The sequence below is a fragment of the Leptolyngbya sp. KIOST-1 genome (genome assembly GCF_000763385.1).
Taxonomy (GTDB): domain Bacteria; phylum Cyanobacteriota; class Cyanobacteriia; order Phormidesmidales; family Phormidesmidaceae; genus Nodosilinea.
Genome location: NZ_JQFA01000005.1, coordinates 99,603 through 122,966 on the forward strand (window position 1 = coordinate 99,603; position 23,364 = coordinate 122,966).

A 23,364-nucleotide genomic window follows, 5' to 3' on the forward strand; every position below is an offset into this window, starting at 1 on the left:
AATTCCTAGCCGCCGGGGCACCCTGGGCAAAGATGTACACCTACGCCAATTGACTGGAGGCAGCACACCATGGCCGGTTCTACGACCGCTACGTTTGTGAAGTTACTAAGGGGTGGATTGGCCACCGCGCTCCTTTTGGGGCCATTGGCGGGGGTAGGGCAGGCCCAAACAGAGACCGGCACGCCCGAAACGCCCCCGGCAGAGGCCGATAGCACCCCGCGCTTCACCTGTCAGCTCCAAAACGGCCAGTACACGGTCATGTACGCCCCTACCAGCCAGCCAGGGCAGGTCTACCCCTGGGCCGTGCCCCAGGACATGGGCAGCGCCTGGCCCGCCGATCGCCGCTGTGCGGAAATTAGCGCCCGCCTGGAGCGCTATCGCCCCGACGGCATGCTGGCCCTGGAAACCTCGGTGGAAAATGGCTACAACACCGTCTGTGTGACCACCGAAGCGGTGTCCGGCTGTCGGATTGTGTTTACGGTGCCCCAGGGGCAAGATCCGGCCCTGACGCGCGATCGCGTGTTTGACAACCTGACCGTTGCTGACCGGGGCGACCAAACCCAGGGGGTGACCACCTTTACCGGCGGCAACAGCGACATCCTGGACCAGATCGGCAGCGTGCTGGGGTTGCCGGGCGCAATGTCCCCCAGCCGTCGTACCAACGGCATTTACCTCAAGCCCTTCCTCGACCCTGCTGATGGCGGTACCGGGGCTCGCCTGAGCGGCGGCCGTCCCGCCGGTCGGCCCCTCAACCCCGACGCCTTTCGCTAGGGAGCTCAAGCCATCTGGAGCGATCCTGGGCTGGGAGAATGGGGCACTCAGCCCTGGCCCGAGGCAGGATCGTTCTGGGCAGGAGCCTCCTGGGTAAAGGCGGGAACGGCGATCAGTCCACCATTTGCTGGGCGAAGGATAGATCAAAAATAAAATTTGCAGGGCGGCAAACAGGCAGGCGGCAAACCCACTCCCGTCGCTGGAGAATTGCCACCGATCGCTGGGCAAGCAGCCCGGCTTCGTGGTAATCAGAAGGCAGTAACACCGTGGTGCTATGTTCATCCCTCCGGGTTTTATCCAGCGATCGGCTGTCTTCGACCAGGGCACGGTGGCCTATGTCGAGGCCGATCCCGGTTTCTGGCCTGAGCCGCCGTCGACATCGGTGCCCCTGCTGTTTGTCCACGGGTTTGGGGGTGGTTCATCCAGCTTTGAGTGGTCCAAGGTCTATCCAGCCTTTGCGGCAGAGCACCCGGTGCTGGCCCCGGACCTGATCGGCTGGGGCCAGTCCGACCATCCGGACCGCCCCCTCACCACCGCCGACTACCTGGCCCTGCTAGAGGCCATGGTGACACAACTCTGCCCACAGCCCCCCGTGGTGATAGCCTCCTCCCTCAGTGCCGCCATGGTGGTACGAGGGGCTGTCAACCACCCCGATCGCCTGCGGGGGCTAATTCTAGTGACTCCTGCCGGACTGGCGGATTTCGGCCAATCCCCCCGAGCGGCCTTTGTCAACCAGATCGTCAACCTGCCCCTGGTCGATCAGCTGATCTATCGGGGAGCGATCGCCACCAGCGAGGGCATTCGCCTGTTTTTGGCCCAGCGTCAGTTTGCCGACCCCAGCAAAATTTCTGAAGATATGGTGGCGGCCTACCTCGAGTCGGCTCAGCAGCCCAGGGCCGAGGTCGCTGCCCTCGCTTTTGTCCGGGGCGATCTAAGTTTTGATCTGGCCCCCTACCTGACCCAGCTGACTACTCCCACCGTTATGCTTTGGGGCGAAATGGCCCAGTTTACTCCGGTGGAAATGGGTCGCCGTCTGACGGCCCTCAACCCCATCGCTACTCGGCTGGAGGTGCTGCCCGGAGTGGGGCTAACCCCCCAGCTGGAGCAACCGGGGCTGACCATCGGGCTGATTCAGCAATGTCTAAGTGATTGGGTGGCTTAGCCAGCGGTCAGGGCAGAGTCGTGGGACCGCTATTCGACAATAGGGACAAGTAGGAGAAATTTTGCAAAAACTTTGCTCTGTCAGCGTTGGGACAGGATTATTGCAGACTGGGCAAGCCCCCAGTCAGCAGATTGCCCTCCGGGTCTATGAACCCCCACAGGTTGTCCACCTGTACCCGCGCCCGCCCCTCCACGAACGGTCCAGCGTTGCTGTACTCCGGTTCTACCACCCAGTCTCCCCGGCGGTTAATAAAGCCGTAGCGCCCGTCTTGCTGCACAACGGCTAACCCCTCGGAAAAGTCGGCGGCGTAGGCAAACTGAGGGGCAATCACCACGTCCCCCGTGCGGTCAAGGTAGCCCCACTGGCCATCGATCAGCACGGCGGCCAGCCCCTCCGAAAAGTCGGAGGCAAAGGAGAGCGTCGGCTCAATTACCGGGGTGCCAGCCGTGTCGATAAAGCCAAAGGTGCGCCCCTGGCGCACCCGCGCCAGCCCCTCCGAAAAGCTAAAGGCTCCGTCGTAGCGGGGGGCAACGGCCATGGTGCCGCTGGGGTCGATGTAGCCGTAGAGCCCGTCTACCCTGGCCACCGCCAGGGACTCAGAAAAGCTCCAGGCATTGCTCAGGGTCAGGGGGATGGCAAGGCGGCCGTCGGGGTCAACGTAGCCGTAGTCGTCACCCAGCTTGACCAGGGCACGACCGTCGACAAAGCGCTCGGCCAGGTCAAACTGGGGCTCAATCACCCACTCGCCCTCGGGGTTGATGTAGCCGTACTTAGTGCCCCCCTGCACCGCCGCTAACCCCTCAGAAAAGGACTTGGCCTGGCGAAACTGCACCGGAATGGCCCATTCTCCCTGACGGTTCAGGTAGCCGAGGTACAACCCCACCTGGGCGACGGCCAGCCCCTCAGCGTAGTCGGCGGCCACGGTTACGTTGCTGTCGGCGATGCGGACGTCGAGCTTGCCCTCGCGATCGATGTAGCCCAGCCGCGATTTCAGCCGCACCAGGGCCACCCCTTCGGCAAAGTTTGACACCGTATCAAAAAGCAGAGGGCTGGTCATGGCGCTGGCCAGAGCGACGGGCTGAGGGTTTATGAACTGTAGCATTGTCGTGGCCTGTTGCGATGGGCGATCGCGGTTTTCGGCCAGCGGAGCACAGGCGGCCAGAACTACACACCCCAGCCCAATCAAGCCACATCCCCGCCCCCAGGCTCTGTGCGATCGCGCCATTGCTTCCCCTCAGCGTTTGCAAAATGCCTAAAACAACCCTTCTTCCTTTTTCACCATGACGGATCTTTTTGCCATCGGGGAGGAATTTTAAGAAAAGCTCAGGTTGCTGGGCCAAAATCTATCCATAGGAGCATCGCGTCAGAGCCACAACGCCTCAAACCTGGCTCCTCTTTAAGCTGGGCAAGGGGCTCTGCCCTGCTAATCGCTATCAGTCACTCAGGTTTAGGGTCAGCTGGGCCGGGTGCAGTTCCCGGTAGAGGGCTTCCAGGTCGCGGCGGCGGTACATGTGGCGGTTGCCCCGCCGCGAGGTGCGCCGCTCACAGCCGCAGGCGTCAAGTCTTTGCTGTAGCTCCATGCGAGGGTGGTCAAACACCTTGGCCGCCTCCCGCAGAGGAACCCACTGCTCCTCGAACTGCTGCCGCAAGGCCTGATCTGAGGTGTGGCTAAGGCGCTCCAGCAATAGGTTAGCCAGCAGCCAACAGGCTTTGGTATCGGCCATGGCCCGATGCGATCGCCCCACATCAAAGCCAAAATGCTGCACCAGCTGAGGCAGACTGCGGGATGGCAAGTCCGCCAGCAGTAGCCGCGACAAAATCACCGTGCAAAACTGCTGAGCCGCAGGGCGCTTAAACCCCTGGCCCAGCCGCTGATACTCAGCCTGAATAAAGCTATAGTCAAAGGCCAGGTTGTGGCCGGTCAGCACCCCCTGGTCGAGGGGCGATCGCAGCGCCTGCCAGACGCTGTCGGCATCGGTACCCTGCTCAACCATGGCGGTGGTAATGCCCGTCAGCCTGGTGATGGTAGCGGGTACCCGCACCTGAGCGTTGACCAAAAACGTCGCCTCGTAGGTAATCCCCTGCTCCAGCGAACCCTGCACTACCGCAATCTCGATCACTCTGGCATCGGGCGGGCGAGACCCGGTGGTTTCTACATCCACCACGGTCAGAGTCGTTTCGGGCAACTGGCGATAGTAGGCCAGCAATTGATCCGTAAAAAGCGCAGACTGAGCCATGCCGCCCACCGACACAGGAACCATAGTGCACTACCGCAGGGAACCCTCCTAGGGTGCCACATTTTGCCCTTTGCATTTTGAACTCTGCGTAGCGGCCCTAGGGCTTGTCATCAATTGTGGTCGAAAGCCCGGTGTATCAAGCTTTGCAACCCCCGACCCAAACGACAGGCCAGGGACTGTAACCCTTAATTTTTGAGCGTTTAGGCAGCTAATTGATGACAGCCCCCAGACCGTGCCAGCGCCCAATTCAGCTGTCTTCGGAGGCAGGCCGACGGCGTAGACGGACAAAGCGCTCCTTGAGCACCAGCCACAGGAAGGGAAAGTCGTCTAGCAGGTAACGCTTCCACAGCCGCCCGGGCTCAGTGCTCAGCCGGTAGAGCCACTCTAACCCTAGCTTGCTCAGCAGCTCTGGGGCCCGAGGCTTGTTGCCCGCCTCAAAATCGATGGCGGCCCCTACGGCTAGAAAAATATCGATATTGGGCAACTGGTCGCGGTACTTGGCAATCCACTTCTCCTGCTTAGGTGCCCCTACCCCCACCACCAGGACGTTGGCGGGTGACTGACGAATCATCTCTAGAATGCGCTCGCACTCCGCCTCATCTTTTTCAAAGCCAAAGGACGGCGAGTGAGCCTGCACAATAATTTGGCGGCCGATGCGCGCATTGATGCGCTCCATGGCCAGGGCCGCAACCCCTTCAGCCCCCCCCATCAAAAAGATCTTAATCGCCTCGTTGTGGCGATGGTGTTCGCAGAACATCGGGAACAAATCGGAACCCGAAATCTTAGCCTTTAGCGGCGTACCTAAAAACTTTGAGGCAAACATCAACACCTGGCTATCACAGACGCGGTAATCAGCCTGGCTGTAGGCCCGGACAAAATCCATGTCTTTTTGCAGCTTCATCAGGTGATCGACGTTGGGGGTAAACACGACACCCCGCTTGAGCTGACTTAAAAAGTCATTGACCGAAATATTGTCGATGGGAATGCTGAGAATTTCGACCTGAGTCTGAATGCGCTCGTACTGCTGCTTGCGCAGTTCGCGGGCCGTGGACTCCAGGGCTGCCTTGCGAAACTGCCGATAGAGCTGCCTGACCTCGGTAGCAGGCACGTTTGGGCCCACCTGTAGGACCGTGGCCTCAGGCTCAGTAGGGTCGCTGGAGGCGACCAGCCGCACATCGTCACTCATCGATTCTTGGCTGAGAGTGTCTTTAATCACCCTATTACTGCCCCCTGAGCTGCCGTTGACCGCGTGATCAATAGCTGGTGCGAAAACATGTCCAGTAGATTGTGGCTCCATAAGGATAGTCCAATACCTAGAACTAGAGAGATAACCGCTTGACTACAGTGCTGAGGCCACTGTCAGCCCAATTTCAGGTTGTTTCTCCCATACCGGCCTCTCCATAGTTCAAGTTTTACAGCAGATGCGATCATGGCTACAGGCTAACTCAGAGTAATAAAAACGACTACTCATATCAGTATGTTTGCGGAAGCAGTCAGGGCGATCGCCGGATGATTTCTGGACCTGGGGTAAGTCCCCGCTTGACTTGCTCAGTCGGTTCGCCAATCCTTGGGGATGGCTCATTCATCCTAGGGTAGGGTGCGAGAAAGCACGGAGATTCGCAGCGGAGTTCATAAAAGCTGAATACCTTTGTAAAGCTAGACATTGCCCCTGAGCTTTCCCGTGATAGCTATGGTTAGGACCGTTGTTGAGCAGACAAACCTGCCCTAAAACCGGGATGCCGCCCCTGATCCTTATAAAATTGAGTCGGTAGCTGTTTAAGCTGTTGTCTTGTTCACTCCCCTGAGCGGGACGTTGCTTTAAGGCCGGTCATTCGTCTGTAACGGCGGGCTACGTACAGATTACCCCCAGTGCCCTATAAACCTGGCATTCCCCATGACTTCTCCTCCCCGCGATGTTCAGCTTTACGCTATGGCAGCCGGTACGACCGTATTTCGCTGCCGCAGTTGGAATCGCCTGCAGTTTGAGATTGAATACGGACTTGAACGAGGAACTACGGCAAATAGCTACCTCATCCAGGCCGATCGCACCGCCCTGATTGACCCGCCGGGCGAGTCCTTTGGCGAGATATTTTTGGCGGCGCTAGAGCGCAATATCGATCTCTATCAGCTCAACTACATTGTCCTGGGGCATATCAATCCCAACCGTGCCGAAACTTTAAAGATTTTGCTAAGACGGTTGCCAGATGTCACAGTAGTGTGCTCAAACCCAGCGGCCCTGGCCCTCAAGGATCTGCTACCCGATGCGTCGCCCCGGCTGCGGGTGGTGCGCAGTGGCGACGATCGCCTCGATCTGGGGCAGGGGCATCTGCTTCAGTTTGAACTCATTCCGACGCCGCGCTATCCCGGTGGGCTGGCCACCTTTGACCCCTATTCTGGTGTGCTCTACTCCGACAAATTTTTTGGGGCCCACCGCTGCGACGATGCGGTTTTTGACCTCAGCTGGCAGGATCTGCTGGAAGATCGGCGTTACTATTTCGACTGTCTGTTTGCGGCCAGCACCCGCCAGGTGCTGGCCGCCCTGGGCCGACTGACCCTGCTGCCCTTTCAAGTGTTGGCCCCGGGCCATGGGCCGGTGGTGCGCTATAGCCCTCGAGAGCTGATGCAGAGCTACCGGGACTGGGGCCAGGCCCAAACGACCCAGGATCTCTCCGTAGCGCTCATCTACGCGTCGGCCTACGGCAATACGGCCACCATTGCCCAGGCGCTGGCGCGGGGCATCACCAAAGCCGGGGTGTCGGTGGAGTCGATCAATGCCGAGCAGGCCCACCCCGAGGACATCAAGGCCGCTGTGGAGACCTCAGCGGGATTTTTAATGGGGTCGCCCACCCTGGGTGGCCATGCCCCTACCCCAATGCAGACAGCCCTGGGCATCGTGCTCTCAACCGCCTCTAAGACTCAGCTGGCCGGGGTGTTTGGGTCCTTTGGTTGGAGTGGCGAAGCCATCGACCTACTGGAGAATAAGCTCAAAGACGGTGGCTACAGTCTGGGGTTTGAATCAATTCGGGTCAAGTTCAAGCCCACCGATGTCACCCTCAAGTACTGCGAAGAGGTGGGTACCGACTTTGCCCAGGCTTTGAAAAAGGCCAAGCGGGCCAAGCAACCCCGCACCCCAGCCTCGGCGGTGGAGCAGGCGGTGGGGCGCATCGTCGGGTCGCTGTGTATCGTGACCGCCCGCCAAGGCGAGGTGTCGAGCGCCATGCTCGCCTCCTGGGTGTCCCAGGCCTCCTTTGCGCCGCCGGGGTTCACGGTGGCGGTGGCCAAGGATCGTGCCATTGAGTCACTGCTGTATCCCGGCCATGGCTTTGTGCTAAATATTTTGGCAGAGGGGCGGCACCTGGGGCCGATGAAGCATTTTCTCAAGCCCTTTGCCCCCGGCGAAGACCGCTTTGCGGCGGTGGATACCGAGGTGGCTGAGAATGGTGCGCCAATTCTCACCGAGGCGATCGCGTACCTGGAGTGCACCGTCGACCAGCGCATGGAGTGTGGTGACCACTGGCTGGTCTATGCCACGGTACAGGCCGGCCGAGTCCTGGACGGCGACGGCAAAACCGCCGTTCACTACCGCAATACTGGTACACACTATTAAGCTGCGTGAACGACTGGCGCTGAATTGACTACGCCAGAACTGAATATGCTACGAGTAAGGATACTGCCCAAAGGGCTGAGCGGCTGAGCCGGAGCACGTTTCGGCCTGCTATGGGGCCTAGGATCTTAGGCCTGGTGGGTCAGGGCAACGCAGTTGTGGCGCCGGTAGTTTGGGTTTATTAAGCCTGGAGTGCCGGGGTGATTTGGTCTGGTTTGGCCCCTTCCGCCGACTGCAACGTTAAGCAAACTGCTTTAAAGTTACAAAGTGTATGCCCGTTGTTTCTCACTGCTCCGATCGCGGTCAAACGCTGCAATCGGTCCATCGGTTTTTAGAGCGTCGGCTCGCTCAGGTAAAGCAGACCCATCAGCCCCAGCTGGTGACCCTGAGTTTTGACATTCCCCCGGTGGACCCGCTGCTGGTGCTGGCCCGGTTGGCTCCCCGCAGCGATCGCCACCTGTACCTGGAAAACCCCGTCGCTCAAACCTCCATGGTCGGCTTTGGCACCGCGCTGGCTTACGAAACCGCAGGGGTGGATCGGTTTGCCCAGGCGCGTCAGTATATTGAGCAGTGGCGGGGCAAAACCCACCGCTACAGCGAAGCAGGGGTAGCTGCTTCCCTCAGCGGGGCCGACTGGGCCCGATTTTTTTGCGCGTTTACCTTTTTTGCCGACCCGTGCGGTGGCGAGGTCACTTTCCCGGCGGCCCTGGTAGTGCTGCCCCAGTGGCAGCTGGTGCGTCAGGGTTCCCAGGGGGTGCTGACCCTCAACCACCTGGTGACGGCAACCACCGGTCTGGAGACCCTCCTGGACGGTCTGGCCAACCAGCTGCGATCGGTGGATCGTCTGGGCAATACCCTCTGGCAAGATCCTCGGCCCTCAGCCAGGTTAACGGTGCAGCCCACCACCGAGGCGGGTCAGCGCTTCAAAGCGGCGGTCAACCGAGCGCTGGGGTATATGACCCAAAACCCGGTTCAGAAAATTGTGCTGGCCCATGCCCTGGACTGGGTCAGCGCCGACCCCGTTCAGCCCCTGGCCGCCCTGGGCTGCCTGCGACAGCGCTATCCCGACTGCCATATTTTTTCGGTAGGGCAGGGCAATGGCAAGACCTTTATGGGGGCCAGCCCGGAGCGGTTGCTGAGTTTGACCCAGGGACAGCTAATTACCGATGCGCTGGCGGGGTCGGCTCCCCGGGGGGCCCACCGCCGCCAGGATGACCGCCTGGCCCAGGGGCTGCTGCACAATCCCAAGGAGCGGGGCGAGCACCGCCTGGTGGTGGAGTTTCTGGCGCGGCAGCTGGCGGGGGTGGGGCTACAGCCCCAGTATCAGCCCTGGCCGGGGGTGCGGCGGCTCTCCAATATTCAGCATTTGCACACGCCGATGCGGGCCCGAGTTCCCCGCCACATTCACCCGCTGCACATTGTGGCGGCACTCCACCCTACCCCGGCCGTGGCGGGCGTTCCCACCCGGGAGGCGTGCGATCAAATTTTGCGCTTTGAGGATTTCGATCGGGGTCTGTATGCCGCGCCGCTGGGGTGGGTAGGGGCCAACGGTGACAGCGAATTTGTGGTGGGCATTCGCTCGGCGCTGGTGACGAAAACCTGGGTGCGGCTGTACGCTGGGGCTGGTATTGTGGCAGGGTCCGATGCCGATCGCGAGTGGGCCGAGATCAAGCTCAAGCTGCGCGCCCTGGGCGAGTCGCTGGTGTAGCCCCTCTGCCCCTGACCTCCATCCATGACCTTTGACTTTCGCAACACAAATACCCTCTGGGCCTCGGTGCTGGTGGCTACCCTGGTGCGCCTGGGGTTAGAGACCGCCGTAATTTCCCCCGGCTCGCGCTCCGCTCCGCTCACCCTGGCCCTGGCCCAGCACCCCGACGTTGAGGTGGTGCCTGTGCTCGATGAGCGCTCGGCGGCCTTTTTTGCCCTGGGGGTAGCGCGGCGAACGGGGCTGCCGGTGGCGCTGGTATGCACCTCGGGCACGGCCGGAGCCAACTACTACCCCGCCGTCATTGAGGCGAAGGAGAGCCGTATTCCTCTGCTGTTGCTGACCGCCGATCGCCCACCGGAGCTGCGCGACTGCGCCTCGGGCCAGACCATCGATCAGCAGCGGCTGTTTGGGTCATTTCCCAACTGGTACGCCGAGCTGGCGGTGCCCGTGGCGACCGAGCCCATGCTGCGCTACCTACGACAGACCCTAGGACAGGCCTGGGGCCGATCGCTCTACCCGGTGCCTGGGCCTGTGCACCTCAACTGTCCCCTGCGCGACCCCCTGGCCCCTATGGCGGACGATTCGGCGGTGGGCCTGAAGCAGGTGCTGGACGAGGGCTTTTTAGCGACCGTTGCAGCCCCAGCCAGGACCGCAGGGGAGTACAGCCTCGCCGTTACGCCGCTGCTGGAAATTTGGCGAACGTGCGATCGCGGCCTGATTGTTGCTGGCCCGGCCCAGCCCGTCGAGCCGCTGGCCTACTGTAAAGCGGTGGCGGCCCTGGCCGCCTACCTGGGCTGGCCGGTGCTGGCGGAGGGGCTGTCTCCCCTCCGCCAGGCCGCCCTCCTCAATCCCTACCTGGTCAGCACCTACGACCTGGCCCTGGGTGAACCGGAGGGGGTGGCCCAGGCGGCCCAGGCCCTGGTGCCGGAGCAGGTGATCCAGATGGGGCCGCTGCCGACCAGCAAGCGCCTGCGCGAGTGGCTGCAAACCACCCAGCCTCGCCGCTGGGTAATCGACCCCCTGGGGGCCAACCTCGACCCCCTCCACGGTCCAGCCACCGCCGTGCCCCTGGCCCCCGAGAACCTGGGGAGCGCCATCGCCACCCTCCAGCCCCGCCCGCCGAAGTGGAGCACAGACCAAGGCAGCCCCTACTTGCAGCAGTGGCTGACCCTGGAGCGCAGACTGCGCCACCACCTGGATACCGCTCTGGGCGGGCTGGAGGAGAGCTTTGAGGGCAAGGTACCCTGGCTGCTGGCCCGCTGCTTGCCGTCGGGGACCCCCCTGGTAATCGCCAACAGTATGCCGATCCGCGATGTGGAGTGGTTTTGGCCGCCGGGCGATCGCGCCCTGCGCCCCTACTGCAACCGGGGGGCCAACGGCATCGATGGTACGCTGTCCACCGCTTTGGGCATCGCCCACGGCGGCCCGCCCACGGTGCTGCTGACGGGCGACCTGGCGCTGCTGCACGACACCAACGGCTGGCTCAGCCTGCCCCGCCTGCGGGGGCACCTGAGCGTGGTGGTGATCAACAACCGGGGCGGCGGCATCTTTGAGCGGTTGCCGATTGCCACCGCCTCAGCCCCCGGCGACACCTGGTTTGAGGACTGTTTTACGACGCCTCAAACCGTTGATCTCAGCCGCCTCTGCGCTGCCTACGGGGTCAACTACGAGCGGGTTTTCACCTGGAGCCAGTTGGAGGCCAGCCTTAGCACCCTGCCTGAGCGCGGGGCGCGGCTGCTGGAGGTACAGTGCGATCGCAAGCAGTCCAACCACATCCGGCAACAGCTGCTGACCCCGCCAGCCCAGCTGCTCCAGCTCGGAATAGACACGCCGTAATGTAATCCCGTTGCCCAGCGAGCCGGGGTAAGACCTCTAGACTCAGGTTTTCTTCGCCTGGGGAAGCCAAAAGGTAAACTCGCTCCCCTCCCCCAGCTGGCTTTTCACCTCAATTTTGCCCCCCTGCACCTCCACCAGGCGACGACAGATGGTCAGGCCCAGACCGGTTCCTCCAGAACTGCGGTTGCGGGAGCGATCGGCCCGCCAAAACCGTTCAAACACGTAGGGTACATCTTCTTCGGCGATGCCAATGCCGGTATCGGCCACGCTGACGTAAACTCGCTCGGGTTCCGCCCAGGCGTTCACCGTCACCGATCCCTTTTCGGTGTAGCGCAGCGCATTGCCCAACAGATTGATCAAAATTTGCTCAATCCGGCTGGGATCAGCATTGACCGAAGGCAGATCCGGCGGACACTGGAGGGTGATGGCGACCCGATCGCTGCTGACAAACTGATCGCTGAAGGGGTGCACCACCGCCGCCAGCAGAGGGCACAGGGCAACCGTTTGGGCCTGAATCGGTAGGTAGCCCGCCTCCAGCTTGGAGAGCTCCTGCAGGTCGTTGACCAGGCGCTGAAGGCGGGTGGTTTCTCCCGCCAGCCGCTGGTAAAGCTCGGGCTCAGGGCTCACGGTGCCGTCGGCTAAACCCTCCAGGTAACCGTGGATAATGGTCAGGGGCGTACGCAATTCGTGGGTGAGGTCGCCGATCAGCTCGCGCCGATGTTCCTCCACCCCCTCCAGGTCAGCGGCCATCCGGTTAAAGCTGTTGGCCAAGCGCTGAATTTCCAGGATCTCTGACGGCGGGACACGGGAGTCCAGGCGGCCAGAGGCAAACGATCGCGTCACCTCAGTCATCTGGTCCAGGGGTCGAATGATGCGCCTCGACACCCAGTAGCTCAGCCCGCCCGCCGTGCCGCCACCGACCAAAATAGCCCACAGCATGCCCCGGCTCCAGGCCGCTTCAAACCCCTTCACCAGCTGGGTTCGGCGCTGCACGCTGAGCACCCCGTTCTCGTAGCGCTCCAGCGAAACGACAAACAGACGGGGGGTGTAGAGACGGCCAATCACCGCCAGGGTCAAAATGCCAATTCCCATCACCGCCAGGTGAGAGAAAAACAGGCGACTCCGTAGACTAACTTTGGCCATAGACAAAAACGCAGGGCTGAGCCAGGGCAGGGGAGGTCAGACCTCTAGGCTAGATCAGGAGGCAGAGTTCCAACCAAAGACCTATCGCAGGTTTTAGAGCGACAGGCCCAAAGCTGCGATCGCCCCCTGGCAAAAACAGAACCGGAGGGCGCTCAGGCTGGAGTTTGCTGCAAATCAGGCTGTTCTTCCGGCAAAATTGCCCCGTCTACGGGGCAGACCTGGAGGCAAATGCCGCAGTCAATGCAGGTGGAAAAGTCAATCCAGTACCAGTCGGTGCCCTTGGTATTTTTGCCCGGCCCCTCATGGATACAGGCTACCGGACAGGCATCGACGCAGTCGGCTACCCCTTCACAGACGTTTGTCACAATGGTGTGGGCCACAGGCTCTCCTTACCAGGGCAAAACAACTTAGCAGCGCAAGCCAACAACCAGGGAATTTCTGTTTCCCCAGTGTGGACATATTGGACTGTTTCCGCTACGACCCTTTTGCCATCGAGCCTTCGGGTCAGGGGCGGCAGCCATCCCCTACGTTAGTTCAGGGCTTCAATATCTGGCAACCCGTCGGGGCCAATCCAGGCAATGCGGCTGATGTGGCGCTGGCGGGCCAGGGCGCGGGTGGCGGCGGGCGATTCATCGGTGGCCAGGTGGACCTCGGCCCGTACCAGGCTGGCCGAGGAGCGCAGGGTTTGGGCGTAGGTAAAGGCTGCCGCCGCCGCCTGGGGTGCGGTGGGGACCACCAGCCAGTCGCTGGGGGGAGTGTCCTGCGGCAGCTGTCCGGCGGGCAGCAGCGCCTGGTGCAGCGCCTCGATGTTGAGCACAAAGCCAATCCCCGGGAACCCCTGACCCTGACCCTGAAACACCCCCAGCAGGTTGTCGTAGCGGCCGCCCTGGCCAAGGACCTGGCACCCCTGGGCGGGGCCGGTGACTACTTCAAAGACCAGACCGGTGTAGTAGTCGAAGGGCTGAATCAAGCTCAGGTCTAGGGTTAGGGCTGGGGCAGCGCGATCGCCCCCTGGGGCCAGTCGGCTGGCTGGCTGGGCCTGGGTGACCTCGCGCACCAGGGCCACCAGCGACTTGAGCCGCTCCACCGCCGCCTGGGTATCACCGTCCAGAGGCAGCTGCCCCAGGGACTGGAGGACGTCCTCGGGGTGGCCCCGTAGGTCCAGCAGGTTGAGGGCATGCCGGTGTAGCTCTGGGGGCAGTTCCATCGCCTCCAGGGCTACCCGGTCGAGGTTGGCCAGGGCCTGCCGCACGGCCTGCCGCTGGTCGGCGGCAAAAGGGGCCAGCAGCGCCTGGGTCAGCTGGGCATCCCCCAAAATTAGACACCAGGAGTCGAGGTGCAGGTGGTGGAGACAATCCAGCAGTAGCAGCACAATCTCGGCATCGGCCACCGTGGCCCCTGCTCCCAGCAGTTCTACCCCGGCCTGGTAGAACTCCTGCTGGCCGCCGTGGCTGGTCTCGGTGGCCTGGCGAAAGACATTGGCGTTGTAGTAGAGGCGCTGGGGGTAGGTCACCCTGGCCAGGCGGGTCACGGCGGTCCGGGCGATCGAGGCGGTAAGCTCAGGCCGCAGTCCCAGGCGCTTGCCGGCCACGGGCTGAAGCTCAATCACAGCGGCCTGATCAATCGCTCCGCCCGCCATCAGCGTATCCATCCGCTCCACGGTGGAGGTGATGATGCGGTGATAGCCCCAGCGCTGAAAAACTTGCTCCAGGCGATTTTCAATCCAGTGTTTTTGAGCGACATCCAGGGGCAGCAGGTCGCGCGCTCCGGCAGGGGGTTGGTAGGCGATCACTTTTTCTTTCCTCCAAACAGACCAAAGAAACCACCGCCTTTGTCAGAGGCTCCCTTGTTGGCTGGTTTAGCGCTGGAGGCTTTGGCGTTGGTCTTGGCTCCACCGGAGGCCGCCCCAGCGGATCGATCGACTCGGGCCTGAACAGTTTTGGCTCGTTCGTCGTTAGGGTCAATTTCTAACGCTCGCTTGGCATGGATGCGGGCCATGGTGCCCTGACCGGCCTTGAGGTAAAGGGCCGATAGATAGCTGTGGCAATTGACGTCGTTGGGATAGACTTTGACCGCTTCGCGGAGCTCCAGAATGGCGCGGCTGTAGTCTTTGTTCAGCTCGTACTCCTGGGCTCGGTTGATGTAGCTGCCCAGAATAGCGGCCTGGTTTTGGCGCGGCGTGGGGGGCGGGGGAGGGGCAGCGGTGGCTGGCTGCGATCGCGTCGCCGGCCGAGCGGACGTGACCGGGGCACTGGCTGGAGTGCCTGCATCCCCGCTGCTGCGGTACAGATAAATCACATTTAGCTCGCTCAACGTGCCCATCACCTCCGTGAGGGACTCGAGCTGGTCGAACTGCTGCGCGGCCAGACCGGTGACCGCCTGGCGATAGGCGGCATCGAGGTGGGGCGCTTTGAGCAGATCCTGGGCGGTTGTCGAGGTCACGGCGGGGGCCTTGCCGCCGCGGCGGAGGGTCTGGCCCTTGAGCTTGAGCATCAGTCCGTGCTCGGTGCTCGATTTTTCCTGGCTCAGGGCTTCGTAGGCGGGGTTGACCAGTTTTGAGAGAACTTCGCTGGCCCGCTGGGCCTCCTCGGGAGAAGACCCTGACAAACTGTCGGGATGTAGCCTGCGGGCAATGGCTAGGTAGCGCTTGCGGACGGCTTTGGCATCGGCAGTAATGGGCACCCCCAGCACCGCGTGATGGTCGTCAAAGTCAGCTTGAAACAGCCCTTGTTCTGGTTTCATAGTCACCTACTGCAGGGACGGCCTAGGAAAAGTACGTCAATGGATACAGGGGGTAAAGGGCTCCTTACTCTACCCAGCCAACCTCAGTTTAACCAGCTCCAGCCGTTTTTATTGGCAGAGGTGAGCTAAACTCACGCCCCAGGGTTGGGCCCTTCGAGTAAGGGCGGCAGCTCCAGGGGCTTAATTTGGCCCAGGGTATGGCTCATAGCCTGGTGAAGGTGGCCGTTGGTGGCCAGCAGCCGACCAGCCATTACGTCGATGGGGGTGCCGTCGTAGGCGGTGACTTTGCCGCCCGCCTCCCGCACCAGGGCAATGCCTGCGGCAATATCCCAGGGGGCCAGGCCGCGCTCCCAGTAGCCGTCCAACCGCCCGCAGGCCACGTAGGCCAGATCAATGGCAGCCGCCCCGCCGCGGCGGACCCCCTGGGTCAGATGGGTGAAGTGGCAAAATTCGGCATAGTTGTTGTCTGCGGTTTCGCGGCGATCGTAGGCAAACCCGGTTACCAGGAGGCTTTGGGCCAGGTGCTCTGTCTTGGAAACATGAATTGGGCGGCGGTTGAGCGTGGCCCCCAACCCAGCCGCGGCGCGAAATAAATCGCGATGGATGGGGTCGTAAATGACGCCCAAAACCGGCTCTCCCTCGGCCAGCAGGCCAATGGAAACCGCACAGAAGGGGTACTGGTGGGTGTAGTTGGTGGTGCCGTCGAGGGGATCGATCGCCCAGAGCAGACTGGCCTCGCGATCGCGAATCACCCCCGATTCTTCGGCCAAAATACCGTGGTTGGCAGGCAGGTGCCGTTCCAGCACCGCCATCACCGCCGCCTCGGCTCCCCGGTCAGCCTCGGTGACCAGGTCGCCCGATCGCCCCTTTTCATCAATGTGGCTGAGGTTGCCCCAGTGGTGCTGGAGCACAGCTCCGGCGGCCAGGGCGGCCTCGGTGGCACTGTCGAGCCACCGCTGTAGATCGGATGCAGGGGGAAGCGGCATAGGAAACAGAGGGCTGAAATTTAGCAACTAAAGAGTGGGTAGAGGGGGGAGGTTCAGCCCTCAATCGTCTTCCAGCGGTAGACCCCTGCGCACCTTGCCCTTGCCAAAGTAACGACCAAACTGCAGTTCGTACACCTCGTCCTCGTCCTGGGTTTCGGCCCGCAGATCGCTGCGGGGATAGCTCACGCACAGCAGCGCGTACCCCTGACGGCGCAGGTCGGGGGATAGCCCCATGGCCTCGGGCTGCTCGACTTCGCCCTCGAGCAGGCGCACGGCGCAGGCGGTGCAGGCTCCATTGCGGCAGGCAAACGGCAGCTCTACCCCCTGGCTCTCAGCCGACTGGAGAATGTAGCGGTCCTCGGGCACCTCTACGGTGTAGAAACGCCCGGTCTGGCGATGGTGAATGGTAACGGTGTGGGTACGAACCATGGGGTCGGGGAAGTGGCGCTAGGGGAACGGGCAGGATAAGGCGATCGCCGCAGTGTCTGCCTTTCCATGGTCGCACGAAAAATTGTCCCTGGGCAAATTTGGCCACCTCATCCCAGAATCCGCCCTGGCCCCTGTTATCGCGCTCCATTGTTTGCTACGATAGCCTCTCGGTGGTGTTGAACCACTCCCCCTGGAGAGATGGCCGAGCGGTTGAAGGCGCAGCACTGGAAATGCTGTTTAGGGGTGACTCTAACGAGGGTTCGAATCCCTCTCTCTCCGTTTTAGATATATCTTGTTAGTGCCACTGCCCGGTGTTGGTGGGTACTGCGCTGCGGCGTCTGGTCTGACGGCGTTGGCTGGCCAGGCGTTCCAGGCTGAGCGAGATCACCCCCAGGGTGACCAAAATGACGCCCATCCACTGAATAAAAAGCAGGGTGGACTTTTCACCGGGGGTGATAATGTAAGCCAGCAGCGCCGTAACCACTGGCCCACTGGCGGCCACAATCGAGGCCTGGGAAGCACCCAGCAGCTTGACGCCGTAGTTATTGAACAAATACCCCAGCAGGGTCAGCAGTCCCAGCAGCCCGGCTCCAATGTAGAGGTTCAGGGGTTGGTTAGGTTGGCCAGGGTCCAGCCCAAAGAACGTGCCAACGATCAAGATGAGACTGGTGAGGATAAAGATCGTCGAAAACTGCATCAGGCTGACCGAAACCGGGTGTAGCCGCTTAAAGCTAAGCTGCATGGCGATCAAAAAGAGCGCAAAGGCGACGCTGGCCAGGAGAGCCGCGCCCACGCCCCAGAGCGACACGCCGCTGCCGGTCAGATCGCTATAGATCCGCGGTAGGGCCGTAAACACAATGCCCATGCTGATGGCAAACATGACCACCAACCGCAGTGGGGTGGGGCGATCGCCAAACAGAAACCAGGCCAGGGGTACCGTGATCAGCGGGTACATAAACAGCAGCGTCACCGCGACCCCCGGGCCGACATCGGCAATAGCTTTGTAAATCAGCACCTGGGACAGAAACAAAAAACTGCCGCTGGCCACGACCTGCGCCAGGGGTCGGCGGTCGGGGTTCTGGAAGAGTTGCCGCAGATCGCCCCCTACTCGGGGGTAGAGGCGTGGGGCTACCAGAGCCAGCAGGGGCACCACCACTACCATTCGCAGCCACAGCAGCAGCAGGGAGTTGGGAATGGTGAGGGGCAGCACTGATTCAATGGGCAATTGCCCTAAAAGCTGTCCTCCATAGCCAATGACGCCGACGATGACGTTGTGCAGCGAAAGAGCCAGGGTCGACAGCACCACCAGGATCAGTCCCAACTGAAGCTGGGATTGGGTGGGAGGGCTGCTCCGCTCAGAGACCGGGGCTCCTGGGGAGGCAATCCCCGCCGGGCCAACTCCTAAAGAACTGGCCTGGGGCTGGGACCGAGGACGAGCCTGGGCCGCGCCGGGCGGACCGGGGTCAGGCGAGGGCTGGCGCTGGTCCACCGAGGCAGCCGAACCCGGATGGGGCCGCGGACTGCGGTAGGTCCTGGGGGGCAGGGTCAGTCCGGCAGGGGTTGCCTCCGAGAGCGGCAGGCTATAGCCGGTTTGGGCCGGTGGCGATGTCATCTGTCCCTGGAGTTGCTGGCTCAGCCTGGCCACCAGGGCTTCTAGAATGGCTTCTCCCTGCTGCTCTACGCTCTGCATGCGATTGATCTGCTGCGAGAGGTTGCTGTGGTAGCTGGTCAAATCCTGCTGAATCGAATTGAAGGTGTTCTGAAGGGTTGCATCCAGGTCGGACAGCCCCTGGATGGCATGGGCTGACGGAGCCAGCCCCTCGATCTGGGGGAGGCTGGGCATACCCCTGGGATGAGCTTGGGCCAGGGCCGTCTCTAGCCGCCCCTGCAAATGGGTGGCCAGAGCCACCGCCAGTCGTTTGGCCCAGGCCTGCTGCTGGGCAATCTGCTGCTGCGACAGACCTTCAGCGTAGGTGGTTTGGAGCTGCTGATGCTGACCCCGTAGGACCTCGTAGTCCCCTTCCAGGGCTTCGATGTCGGCCATCAGCCGCTGCTTTTTGGCCTGGAGATGGGCAATATCGTTGGACAGGTCGTCCGCAACTTGATGACGCAGCACCTCCAGGTCTTGCCCCAGCACCCGCAAAATGGCCTCAGCTGACCGGGTGTCCGGCTGGGGAGTAGAAGAATCAGGTAGATGGTCAGAGGGCCCCATGGGTATCTGTCTCGTTAGGATGCGATCATCGACTGCGACGGTAAGGGCCTGCATGGCTGCACCGTCGCGAATGCTAGTATTGTGCTCAAAAAATTCAAAAAGATCTCTAGTAGAGCCACATTTAGCATGGCTGGACAGAGCCCAACGCTGCAATCCATCGGTGAATTTTTAACGGCCAGGCTGTCTAAGCGCATTGCCTACTGGGTGTTTTTGAGCATTGTCGTGATTGAGGCCGTGATTTTGGTGCCCTCGGTAATGCGGCGCGAGTGGGAGCTGCTGAACTCCCTCCGATCGCTGTCTACAGCTCAGGTCGCAGGCCGTCTCAATGCCGCTACCCTGGCCAGCCTTGAGGACGAGATGCTGATCGACCACCTCCAGGGGCTGGAAACCAATCAAGTCATCCTGGGGGGGGCAATCTACGACCAGTATGGCGCTCGGGTGGGCAGCTTTGGCGAAGCACCCCAGCTGACCCTGGCCGAGAGCGAGCAGCGCTGGCGTCCCGATCGCTACTACCGCCGCCAGCACCGCTACGACGCCCCCTGGGACATGCCGCCCCTGCGCGGTCGCTACGTGCTGATTGTGCGCCACGACGCCCGGGGAGTGCAGCGGGAGTTTTTCGCCTTTGTGGGGCGCATTCTCGGGCTGGTGGTCATTATTTCTATATTTGTGACCGGGGCCACCCTGGTGGTGCTGCGGCAACTGCTGATCAAACCGATTATGCTGCTGCGGCAGGATTTGATCGCCGCCGGTCGGGCCATTGGCGATGACTGCGACCCCCAAGCCCTGGCCTTTGCGTCGCTGCCCTACGCCAGCGCCGATGAGTTGGGGGATGTCATCGTCGCCTTTGAGCAAATGTTTGGGCAGATTACCGCTGCCGTGGCGACCCGCAAGCAGAGCGAAACCCGCTTTCGCACCCTGGTCGAGCAGGCGGTGGACGCATTTTTTGTGGTCGATGCCGGTGGACGGGTTCGGGACGTGAACCAGAACGCCTGCGATAGCCTGGGCTACAGCCGCGATGAACTGCTGCGCCTGAGCGTGACCGAGATTCAAACCACCTATAGCCAGAGCGACTTTGAGGCCATTTGGCAGCAGCTCAGACCCGGGGCACCGCTAACCCTTGAGGGCTGGCACCAGCGCAAGGATGGCCTGGGCTTTCCGGTGGAGGTACGGCTGGGGGTGCTTGACCTGGGCGGCGATCGCTACGGGCTGGCCCTGGCCCGCGACATTCGCGATCGCAGGGCCTCCGAAGCGGCCCAGGCTCGCCTGGCCGAAATCGGCGAGCTGGCAGCCATGATTGTCCACGAGGTGCGCAGTCCGCTGACCACGGTACTGCTGGGGCTGAATGCGTTTCGATCCCTGGATCTGCCCGATCGCTATCAGCGTCGCCTGGCCCTGGCGCTAGAGGAGTCTGAGCGGCTGCAAAAACTGCTCAACAGCATTTTGATGTATTCGCGCGATCCGGCCCTGGTGCTGGAGCCGATCGACATCAACAGCTTTGTGCAGCATCTGGCCGCCACCCTGGGGCAGAATGAGGGCGATCGCTTGCCGGCTCTGGCCGTAAAAACCCTGCCTTACCGGGTAATTGTCAGTGGCGATCGCGACAAGCTCAAGCAGGTGTTCATCAACCTGTTGACCAATGCCCGTGAGGCCTGCACCGCCACCGGAGCTATTACCTGGGCGGTGCGACCACCCGCGGCCGGACAGGTGTTCATCACCGTTCACAACGATGGGGAGCCCATCGCGCCCGAGGTCTTGCCCAAGCTAACCCAGCCGTTCTTCACCACCAAAGCCTCGGGCAACGGTCTGGGGTTAGCCATCACCAAGCGCATTGTCGAGGCCCATCAGGGGCAACTGAGCATTTCCTCCAGCCAGGATGGGACCGAAGTGACGGTAGCGCTCCCCCTGACCAGCGCCACCTGAGTCGCCTATTTCGCTGACCAGGGGGAGGACTTCAGTCGGCCAGCCCCTGGGCCGATGGCCGACTCATAGAGTCTGTTATCAATTAGCTGCCAAACGCCCAAAAATGAAGGGTTACAGCCCCTAGCCTGGTGTTTGGGTCGGGCGTGGCAAAGCTGGATATACCGAGCTTTTAGCCTCAATTGATGAGGCGCCCTAGAAAGCGTCCAGGTCGAGGGCTTTAGACCCCCCCTCTTCGATTAGCAGCAAAATTCTGCCCAGCTGGGACCAGATCAGCAAGCCGCACAGCAGGGTCATGGGGGCCCCCATGGCATAGGCCGCTTTGGTCGAAAAGCCAAAGAGCTCGATCCCGGAGGCTAAAAACACGCACACGCCAGCACAGATACCGAAGAAGGGAACCTGGAGCTGTGGCCCCCGCAGCGTTGCCAAAATGCGGGTAGACCGTTTGCTGTTCCATTCGCTAACCGACTGCTGTAGTGCGGTGCTAAAGGCATAGCCCGAAGTCACCGCAGCCAAAAAACCAGCCAGAAGTAAAACGTAGGGCGGTTGTGAGTACACAGGCTTAAAAACCGAAACAATAATTTACTTCCCCTGATTATAGGGGAGAGCTGCTCCTCAACCGACAGGTTTTTCGGGTAAATAGCAGTGGCAACCCTTGCCTGCAAGGCCAAGCCTGGATCTATGATCAGGGTTGCAGTGCCTGGCGCAGACCGCCGACCACTGGCACCAGTTGTTCAGCCCGCTCCAGGGAATAGTTCGTCAGGGCTCCCCAGGCAACCCCCAGCACCCGATCGAAGGTGATATCGTCTTTGACCAGGGTCCAGAGTCGCTGCACCTCCTGGGTATGGAGCCGGTCGTCCTCCGTGAGAGCCAGGACAAGCATTTGGCGCAGGTGCACGCCCTCCTCAGACATCAGGTACCGCAGGCCCAGCCCGGCAGTGGGCAGCAGGTCAAAGCCAGTGTCGCCGCGGGCGATCGCCAGCATGTTTTCCAACCGCTGCCACTGCAGCTGACCGTCCTGAAACAGCACCTCCAGCAGCCGCTGCCGGAGAGCCGGGGTTTCGCCCAGCAGCAGGCGGCGAGCCACGTAGGGGTAGGCCACATTGATAATCTTGAAGTCGGGATTGAGGCTCAAGGCCAGGCCCTCCTGGGTCACCAGGGAGCGAATGATCAGGGCAAACTTAGCCGGTACCCGAAACGGATACTCGTACATCAGCTCCGAAAACTGATCAGTAACCGTTTTAAAGTTAAAGTCGCTGACCCTGGAGCCCAGGGCATCGCCCAGTACTCGATTGAGGGCCGGCACAATGGGGCCGAGGTCGGTTTCGGGAGTTAAAAAGCCCAGTTTGACAAAATCCTGCCCCAGACTCTCAAAGTCCTGGTTGATCAGGTGCACGACAGCATCGACCAGGGTTTCCTTGGTAATCTGATCGAGCTGATCCATCATGCCGAAGTCGATGTAGGCCATCCGGCCATCGGCCATCGCAAACAGGTTGCCCGGGTGGGGGTCGGCGTGGAAGAAGCCAAACTCCAGCAGTTGGCGCAGCCCTGCCGTAACGCCAATTTCAATTAGACGATTGGGGTCCAGATTGTCTCGCTGCAGCGCTGCGGTGTCGGTGAGCTTACAGCCGTCAATCCACTCCAGGGTGAGCACCCGCTGACTACAGTAGGGCCAGTAGATGATCGGCACTTTGACGGTGGGATCCTCCTTAAAGTTGGCGGCAAACCGCTCCGCATTGCGGCCCTCATTGAGGTAGTCGATCTCCTCAAACAGCTTGGTGCCAAACTCATCGACGATCAGGGTCAGGTCGTGCCCCAGGTTGAGGGGCAAAAACCGGCCCAGCCAGCTGGCGGCCCAGCGCATCAGGTAGAGATCGCGGCACAGGACCGGACGCAGATTCGGTCGCTGCACCTTCACAGCCACCTCTTCGCCGGAAAACAGCCGCCCCCGATACACCTGCCCCAAGCTTGCCGCCGCTACCGGCAGCGGCGAGAGCTGGCTGAAAATTTCCTGGGGACTGTAGTCCAGCTCCGCCTCAACAATGGCCATCGCCTCGGCGGTTGGAAAAGGCGGCAGCTGGTCCTGGAGCTTGGTCAGCTCGTCGAGAAAATCCTGCCGCACCAGGTCGGGCCGAGTGGAAAGGGCCTGGCCGACTTTAATAAAGGTGGGGCCCAAATTGGTGAGCACCTGCCGCAGCTGGGCGGCGCGGCGCGGACGGTTTTGAGCTTCCTGCTTCAGCCAGCGGTCCGTCTGGAGGCCCAGCACAAAGGTGCCCAGCCACCAGGAAATCTGCAAGACCCGCCAGCCCAGGGTGATCAATCGCCAGCGGAAGTAGCGGGCGATCGCCCCTGCATCGTAGGTGCCCAATAAAGCTGGATCTGTCGCTGCCACTGCGCCTACTTGCCCCCTACGTCACAGTTACGTCTCTGTACGGTGCGGCCCAAATTGACGGGGTCGATCGCGGACCCACTGACGCCAACAACAGCTGTTGCGGCCAACGAGGATCGAAAACCCCTGAGTTGGGTTAATTCACCTTTAATAATAGTATAGAAAACTACAAACAACCTTGACGAGTCTGTCCCAACGTTCCAACGCCAGGGGCTAGGGGCTGGCGCC

At 61.6% G+C, this 23,364-nt stretch carries 18 protein-coding genes and 1 tRNA gene; 7 read left to right on the plus strand and 12 right to left on the minus strand.

Annotation, left to right across the window (positions count from 1 at the left end; genetic code table 11):
- Nucleotides 1-69 precede the first annotated feature (69 nt).
- Together NF78_RS26705 and NF78_RS26710 are read left to right on the plus strand one after the other, a co-directional pair.
- A complete protein-coding gene (locus tag NF78_RS26705; RefSeq protein WP_052051051.1) occupies nucleotides 70-771 on the plus strand; it encodes a COP23 domain-containing protein in 702 nt (233 codons plus the stop codon).
- A 274-nt stretch (nucleotides 772-1,045) separates the two neighbouring features.
- A complete protein-coding gene (locus NF78_RS26710; protein WP_035994426.1) occupies nucleotides 1,046-1,933 on the plus strand; it encodes an alpha/beta fold hydrolase in 888 nt (295 codons plus the stop codon).
- A gap of 97 nt (nucleotides 1,934-2,030) precedes the next feature.
- On the opposite strand, the gene NF78_RS26715 is transcribed toward NF78_RS26710, so the two are convergent.
- The 3 genes from NF78_RS26715 to NF78_RS26725 all read right to left on the minus strand — a co-directional run bounded on the left by NF78_RS26715 (nucleotide 2,031) and on the right by NF78_RS26725 (nucleotide 5,386).
- Complete coding sequence (locus tag NF78_RS26715) at nucleotides 2,031-3,035, minus strand: WG repeat-containing protein (protein WP_225885435.1); 1,005 nt, start codon at nucleotides 3,033-3,035, stop codon at nucleotides 2,031-2,033.
- A 331-nt stretch (nucleotides 3,036-3,366) separates the two neighbouring features.
- Nucleotides 3,367-4,194, minus strand: a complete 828-nt coding sequence (locus tag NF78_RS26720; RefSeq protein WP_052051052.1) for a PolC-type DNA polymerase III — start codon at nucleotides 4,192-4,194, stop codon at nucleotides 3,367-3,369.
- A 223-nt stretch (nucleotides 4,195-4,417) separates the two neighbouring features.
- A complete protein-coding gene (locus tag NF78_RS26725; RefSeq protein WP_263970716.1) occupies nucleotides 4,418-5,386 on the minus strand; it encodes a WecB/TagA/CpsF family glycosyltransferase in 969 nt (322 codons plus the stop codon).
- Nucleotides 5,387-6,064: 678 nt separating this feature from the next.
- Here NF78_RS26725 and NF78_RS26730 point away from each other — a divergent pair.
- The 3 genes from NF78_RS26730 to menD all read left to right on the plus strand — a co-directional run bounded on the left by NF78_RS26730 (nucleotide 6,065) and on the right by menD (nucleotide 11,318).
- Nucleotides 6,065-7,777 carry a diflavin flavoprotein gene (locus tag NF78_RS26730; RefSeq protein WP_035994432.1) on the plus strand — a complete coding sequence of 571 codons (1,713 nt, stop codon included), beginning with the start codon at nucleotides 6,065-6,067 and terminating at the stop codon, nucleotides 7,775-7,777.
- Nucleotides 7,778-8,045: 268 nt separating this feature from the next.
- Nucleotides 8,046-9,482 (plus strand): isochorismate synthase MenF, encoded by a 1,437-nt coding sequence (locus NF78_RS26735; RefSeq protein WP_035994435.1) that lies wholly within the window; start codon nucleotides 8,046-8,048, stop codon nucleotides 9,480-9,482.
- Nucleotides 9,483-9,506: 24 nt separating this feature from the next.
- Nucleotides 9,507-11,318, plus strand: a complete 1,812-nt coding sequence (gene menD / locus NF78_RS26740; RefSeq protein WP_035994436.1) for a 2-succinyl-5-enolpyruvyl-6-hydroxy-3-cyclohexene-1-carboxylic-acid synthase — start codon at nucleotides 9,507-9,509, stop codon at nucleotides 11,316-11,318.
- Nucleotides 11,319-11,360: 42 nt separating this feature from the next.
- Here menD and NF78_RS26745 read toward each other — a convergent pair whose 3' ends face one another.
- The 6 genes from NF78_RS26745 to NF78_RS26770 all read right to left on the minus strand — a co-directional run bounded on the left by NF78_RS26745 (nucleotide 11,361) and on the right by NF78_RS26770 (nucleotide 16,618).
- Nucleotides 11,361-12,461, minus strand: a complete 1,101-nt coding sequence (locus NF78_RS26745) for a sensor histidine kinase (protein ID WP_035994439.1) — start codon at nucleotides 12,459-12,461, stop codon at nucleotides 11,361-11,363.
- A gap of 152 nt (nucleotides 12,462-12,613) precedes the next feature.
- On the minus strand, nucleotides 12,614-12,841 hold the full coding sequence (locus NF78_RS26750; RefSeq protein ID WP_035994442.1) for an indolepyruvate ferredoxin oxidoreductase subunit alpha: 228 nt from the start codon (nucleotides 12,839-12,841) through the stop codon (nucleotides 12,614-12,616).
- 149 nt (nucleotides 12,842-12,990) lie between these two features.
- Complete coding sequence (locus NF78_RS26755; protein WP_318655520.1) at nucleotides 12,991-14,253, minus strand: ATP phosphoribosyltransferase regulatory subunit; 1,263 nt, start codon at nucleotides 14,251-14,253, stop codon at nucleotides 12,991-12,993.
- On the minus strand, nucleotides 14,250-15,203 hold the full coding sequence (locus NF78_RS26760) for a J domain-containing protein (protein ID WP_052051053.1): 954 nt from the start codon (nucleotides 15,201-15,203) through the stop codon (nucleotides 14,250-14,252). Before NF78_RS26760 ends, NF78_RS26755 begins: the two co-directional genes overlap by 4 nt.
- A gap of 131 nt (nucleotides 15,204-15,334) precedes the next feature.
- Nucleotides 15,335-16,189: an inositol monophosphatase family protein gene (locus NF78_RS26765; RefSeq protein WP_035994448.1), complete on the minus strand. Its 855-nt coding sequence runs from the start codon at nucleotides 16,187-16,189 to the stop codon at nucleotides 15,335-15,337.
- A gap of 60 nt (nucleotides 16,190-16,249) precedes the next feature.
- Nucleotides 16,250-16,618 (minus strand): 2Fe-2S iron-sulfur cluster-binding protein, encoded by a 369-nt coding sequence (locus NF78_RS26770; RefSeq protein WP_035994451.1) that lies wholly within the window; start codon nucleotides 16,616-16,618, stop codon nucleotides 16,250-16,252.
- Between the two features lie 192 nt (nucleotides 16,619-16,810).
- Between NF78_RS26770 and NF78_RS26775 the strand changes: the two genes are divergently transcribed.
- Nucleotides 16,811-16,897: transfer RNA gene (locus tag NF78_RS26775), tRNA-Ser, on the plus strand.
- Nucleotides 16,898-16,913: 16 nt separating this feature from the next.
- On the opposite strand, the gene NF78_RS26780 is transcribed toward NF78_RS26775, so the two are convergent.
- Nucleotides 16,914-18,830 (minus strand): EamA family transporter, encoded by a 1,917-nt coding sequence (locus NF78_RS26780; RefSeq protein ID WP_225885436.1) that lies wholly within the window; start codon nucleotides 18,828-18,830, stop codon nucleotides 16,914-16,916.
- A gap of 126 nt (nucleotides 18,831-18,956) precedes the next feature.
- On the opposite strand from NF78_RS26780, the gene NF78_RS26785 reads away from it, so the two are divergent.
- On the plus strand, nucleotides 18,957-20,750 hold the full coding sequence (locus NF78_RS26785; protein WP_225885437.1) for a sensor histidine kinase: 1,794 nt from the start codon (nucleotides 18,957-18,959) through the stop codon (nucleotides 20,748-20,750).
- Nucleotides 20,751-20,942: 192 nt separating this feature from the next.
- On the opposite strand, the gene NF78_RS26790 is transcribed toward NF78_RS26785, so the two are convergent.
- Together NF78_RS26790 and NF78_RS26795 are read right to left on the minus strand one after the other, a co-directional pair.
- Nucleotides 20,943-21,254 (minus strand): hypothetical protein, encoded by a 312-nt coding sequence (locus NF78_RS26790; RefSeq protein WP_263970723.1) that lies wholly within the window; start codon nucleotides 21,252-21,254, stop codon nucleotides 20,943-20,945.
- 178 nt (nucleotides 21,255-21,432) lie between these two features.
- Nucleotides 21,433-23,139, minus strand: a complete 1,707-nt coding sequence (locus NF78_RS26795; RefSeq protein ID WP_035994457.1) for an ABC1 kinase family protein — start codon at nucleotides 23,137-23,139, stop codon at nucleotides 21,433-21,435.
- Between the last annotated feature and the right edge of the window lie 225 nt (nucleotides 23,140-23,364).

What these genes read in the sequence shown, in the direction of transcription:
- NF78_RS26785 (WP_225885437.1), top strand. Translation starts at nt 18,957, where the DNA reads ATGGCTGGACAGAGCCCAACGCTGCAATCCATCGGTGAATTTTTAACG.
- menD (WP_035994436.1), top strand. Translation starts at nt 9,507, where the DNA reads ATGACCTTTGACTTTCGCAACACAAATACCCTCTGGGCCTCGGTGCTG.
- NF78_RS26705 (WP_052051051.1), top strand. Translation starts at nt 70, where the DNA reads ATGGCCGGTTCTACGACCGCTACGTTTGTGAAGTTACTAAGGGGTGGA.
- NF78_RS26760 (WP_052051053.1), bottom strand. Translation starts at nt 15,203, where the DNA reads ATGAAACCAGAACAAGGGCTGTTTCAAGCTGACTTTGACGACCATCAC.
- NF78_RS26780 (WP_225885436.1), bottom strand. Translation starts at nt 18,830, where the DNA reads ATGGGGCCCTCTGACCATCTACCTGATTCTTCTACTCCCCAGCCGGAC.
- NF78_RS26745 (WP_035994439.1), bottom strand. Translation starts at nt 12,461, where the DNA reads ATGGCCAAAGTTAGTCTACGGAGTCGCCTGTTTTTCTCTCACCTGGCG.
- NF78_RS26730 (WP_035994432.1), top strand. Translation starts at nt 6,065, where the DNA reads ATGACTTCTCCTCCCCGCGATGTTCAGCTTTACGCTATGGCAGCCGGT.
- NF78_RS26720 (WP_052051052.1), bottom strand. Translation starts at nt 4,194, where the DNA reads ATGGTTCCTGTGTCGGTGGGCGGCATGGCTCAGTCTGCGCTTTTTACG.
- NF78_RS26715 (WP_225885435.1), bottom strand. Translation starts at nt 3,035, where the DNA reads ATGCTACAGTTCATAAACCCTCAGCCCGTCGCTCTGGCCAGCGCCATG.
- NF78_RS26770 (WP_035994451.1), bottom strand. Translation starts at nt 16,618, where the DNA reads ATGGTTCGTACCCACACCGTTACCATTCACCATCGCCAGACCGGGCGT.
- NF78_RS26710 (WP_035994426.1), top strand. Translation starts at nt 1,046, where the DNA reads ATGTTCATCCCTCCGGGTTTTATCCAGCGATCGGCTGTCTTCGACCAG.
- NF78_RS26735 (WP_035994435.1), top strand. Translation starts at nt 8,046, where the DNA reads ATGCCCGTTGTTTCTCACTGCTCCGATCGCGGTCAAACGCTGCAATCG.
- NF78_RS26765 (WP_035994448.1), bottom strand. Translation starts at nt 16,189, where the DNA reads ATGCCGCTTCCCCCTGCATCCGATCTACAGCGGTGGCTCGACAGTGCC.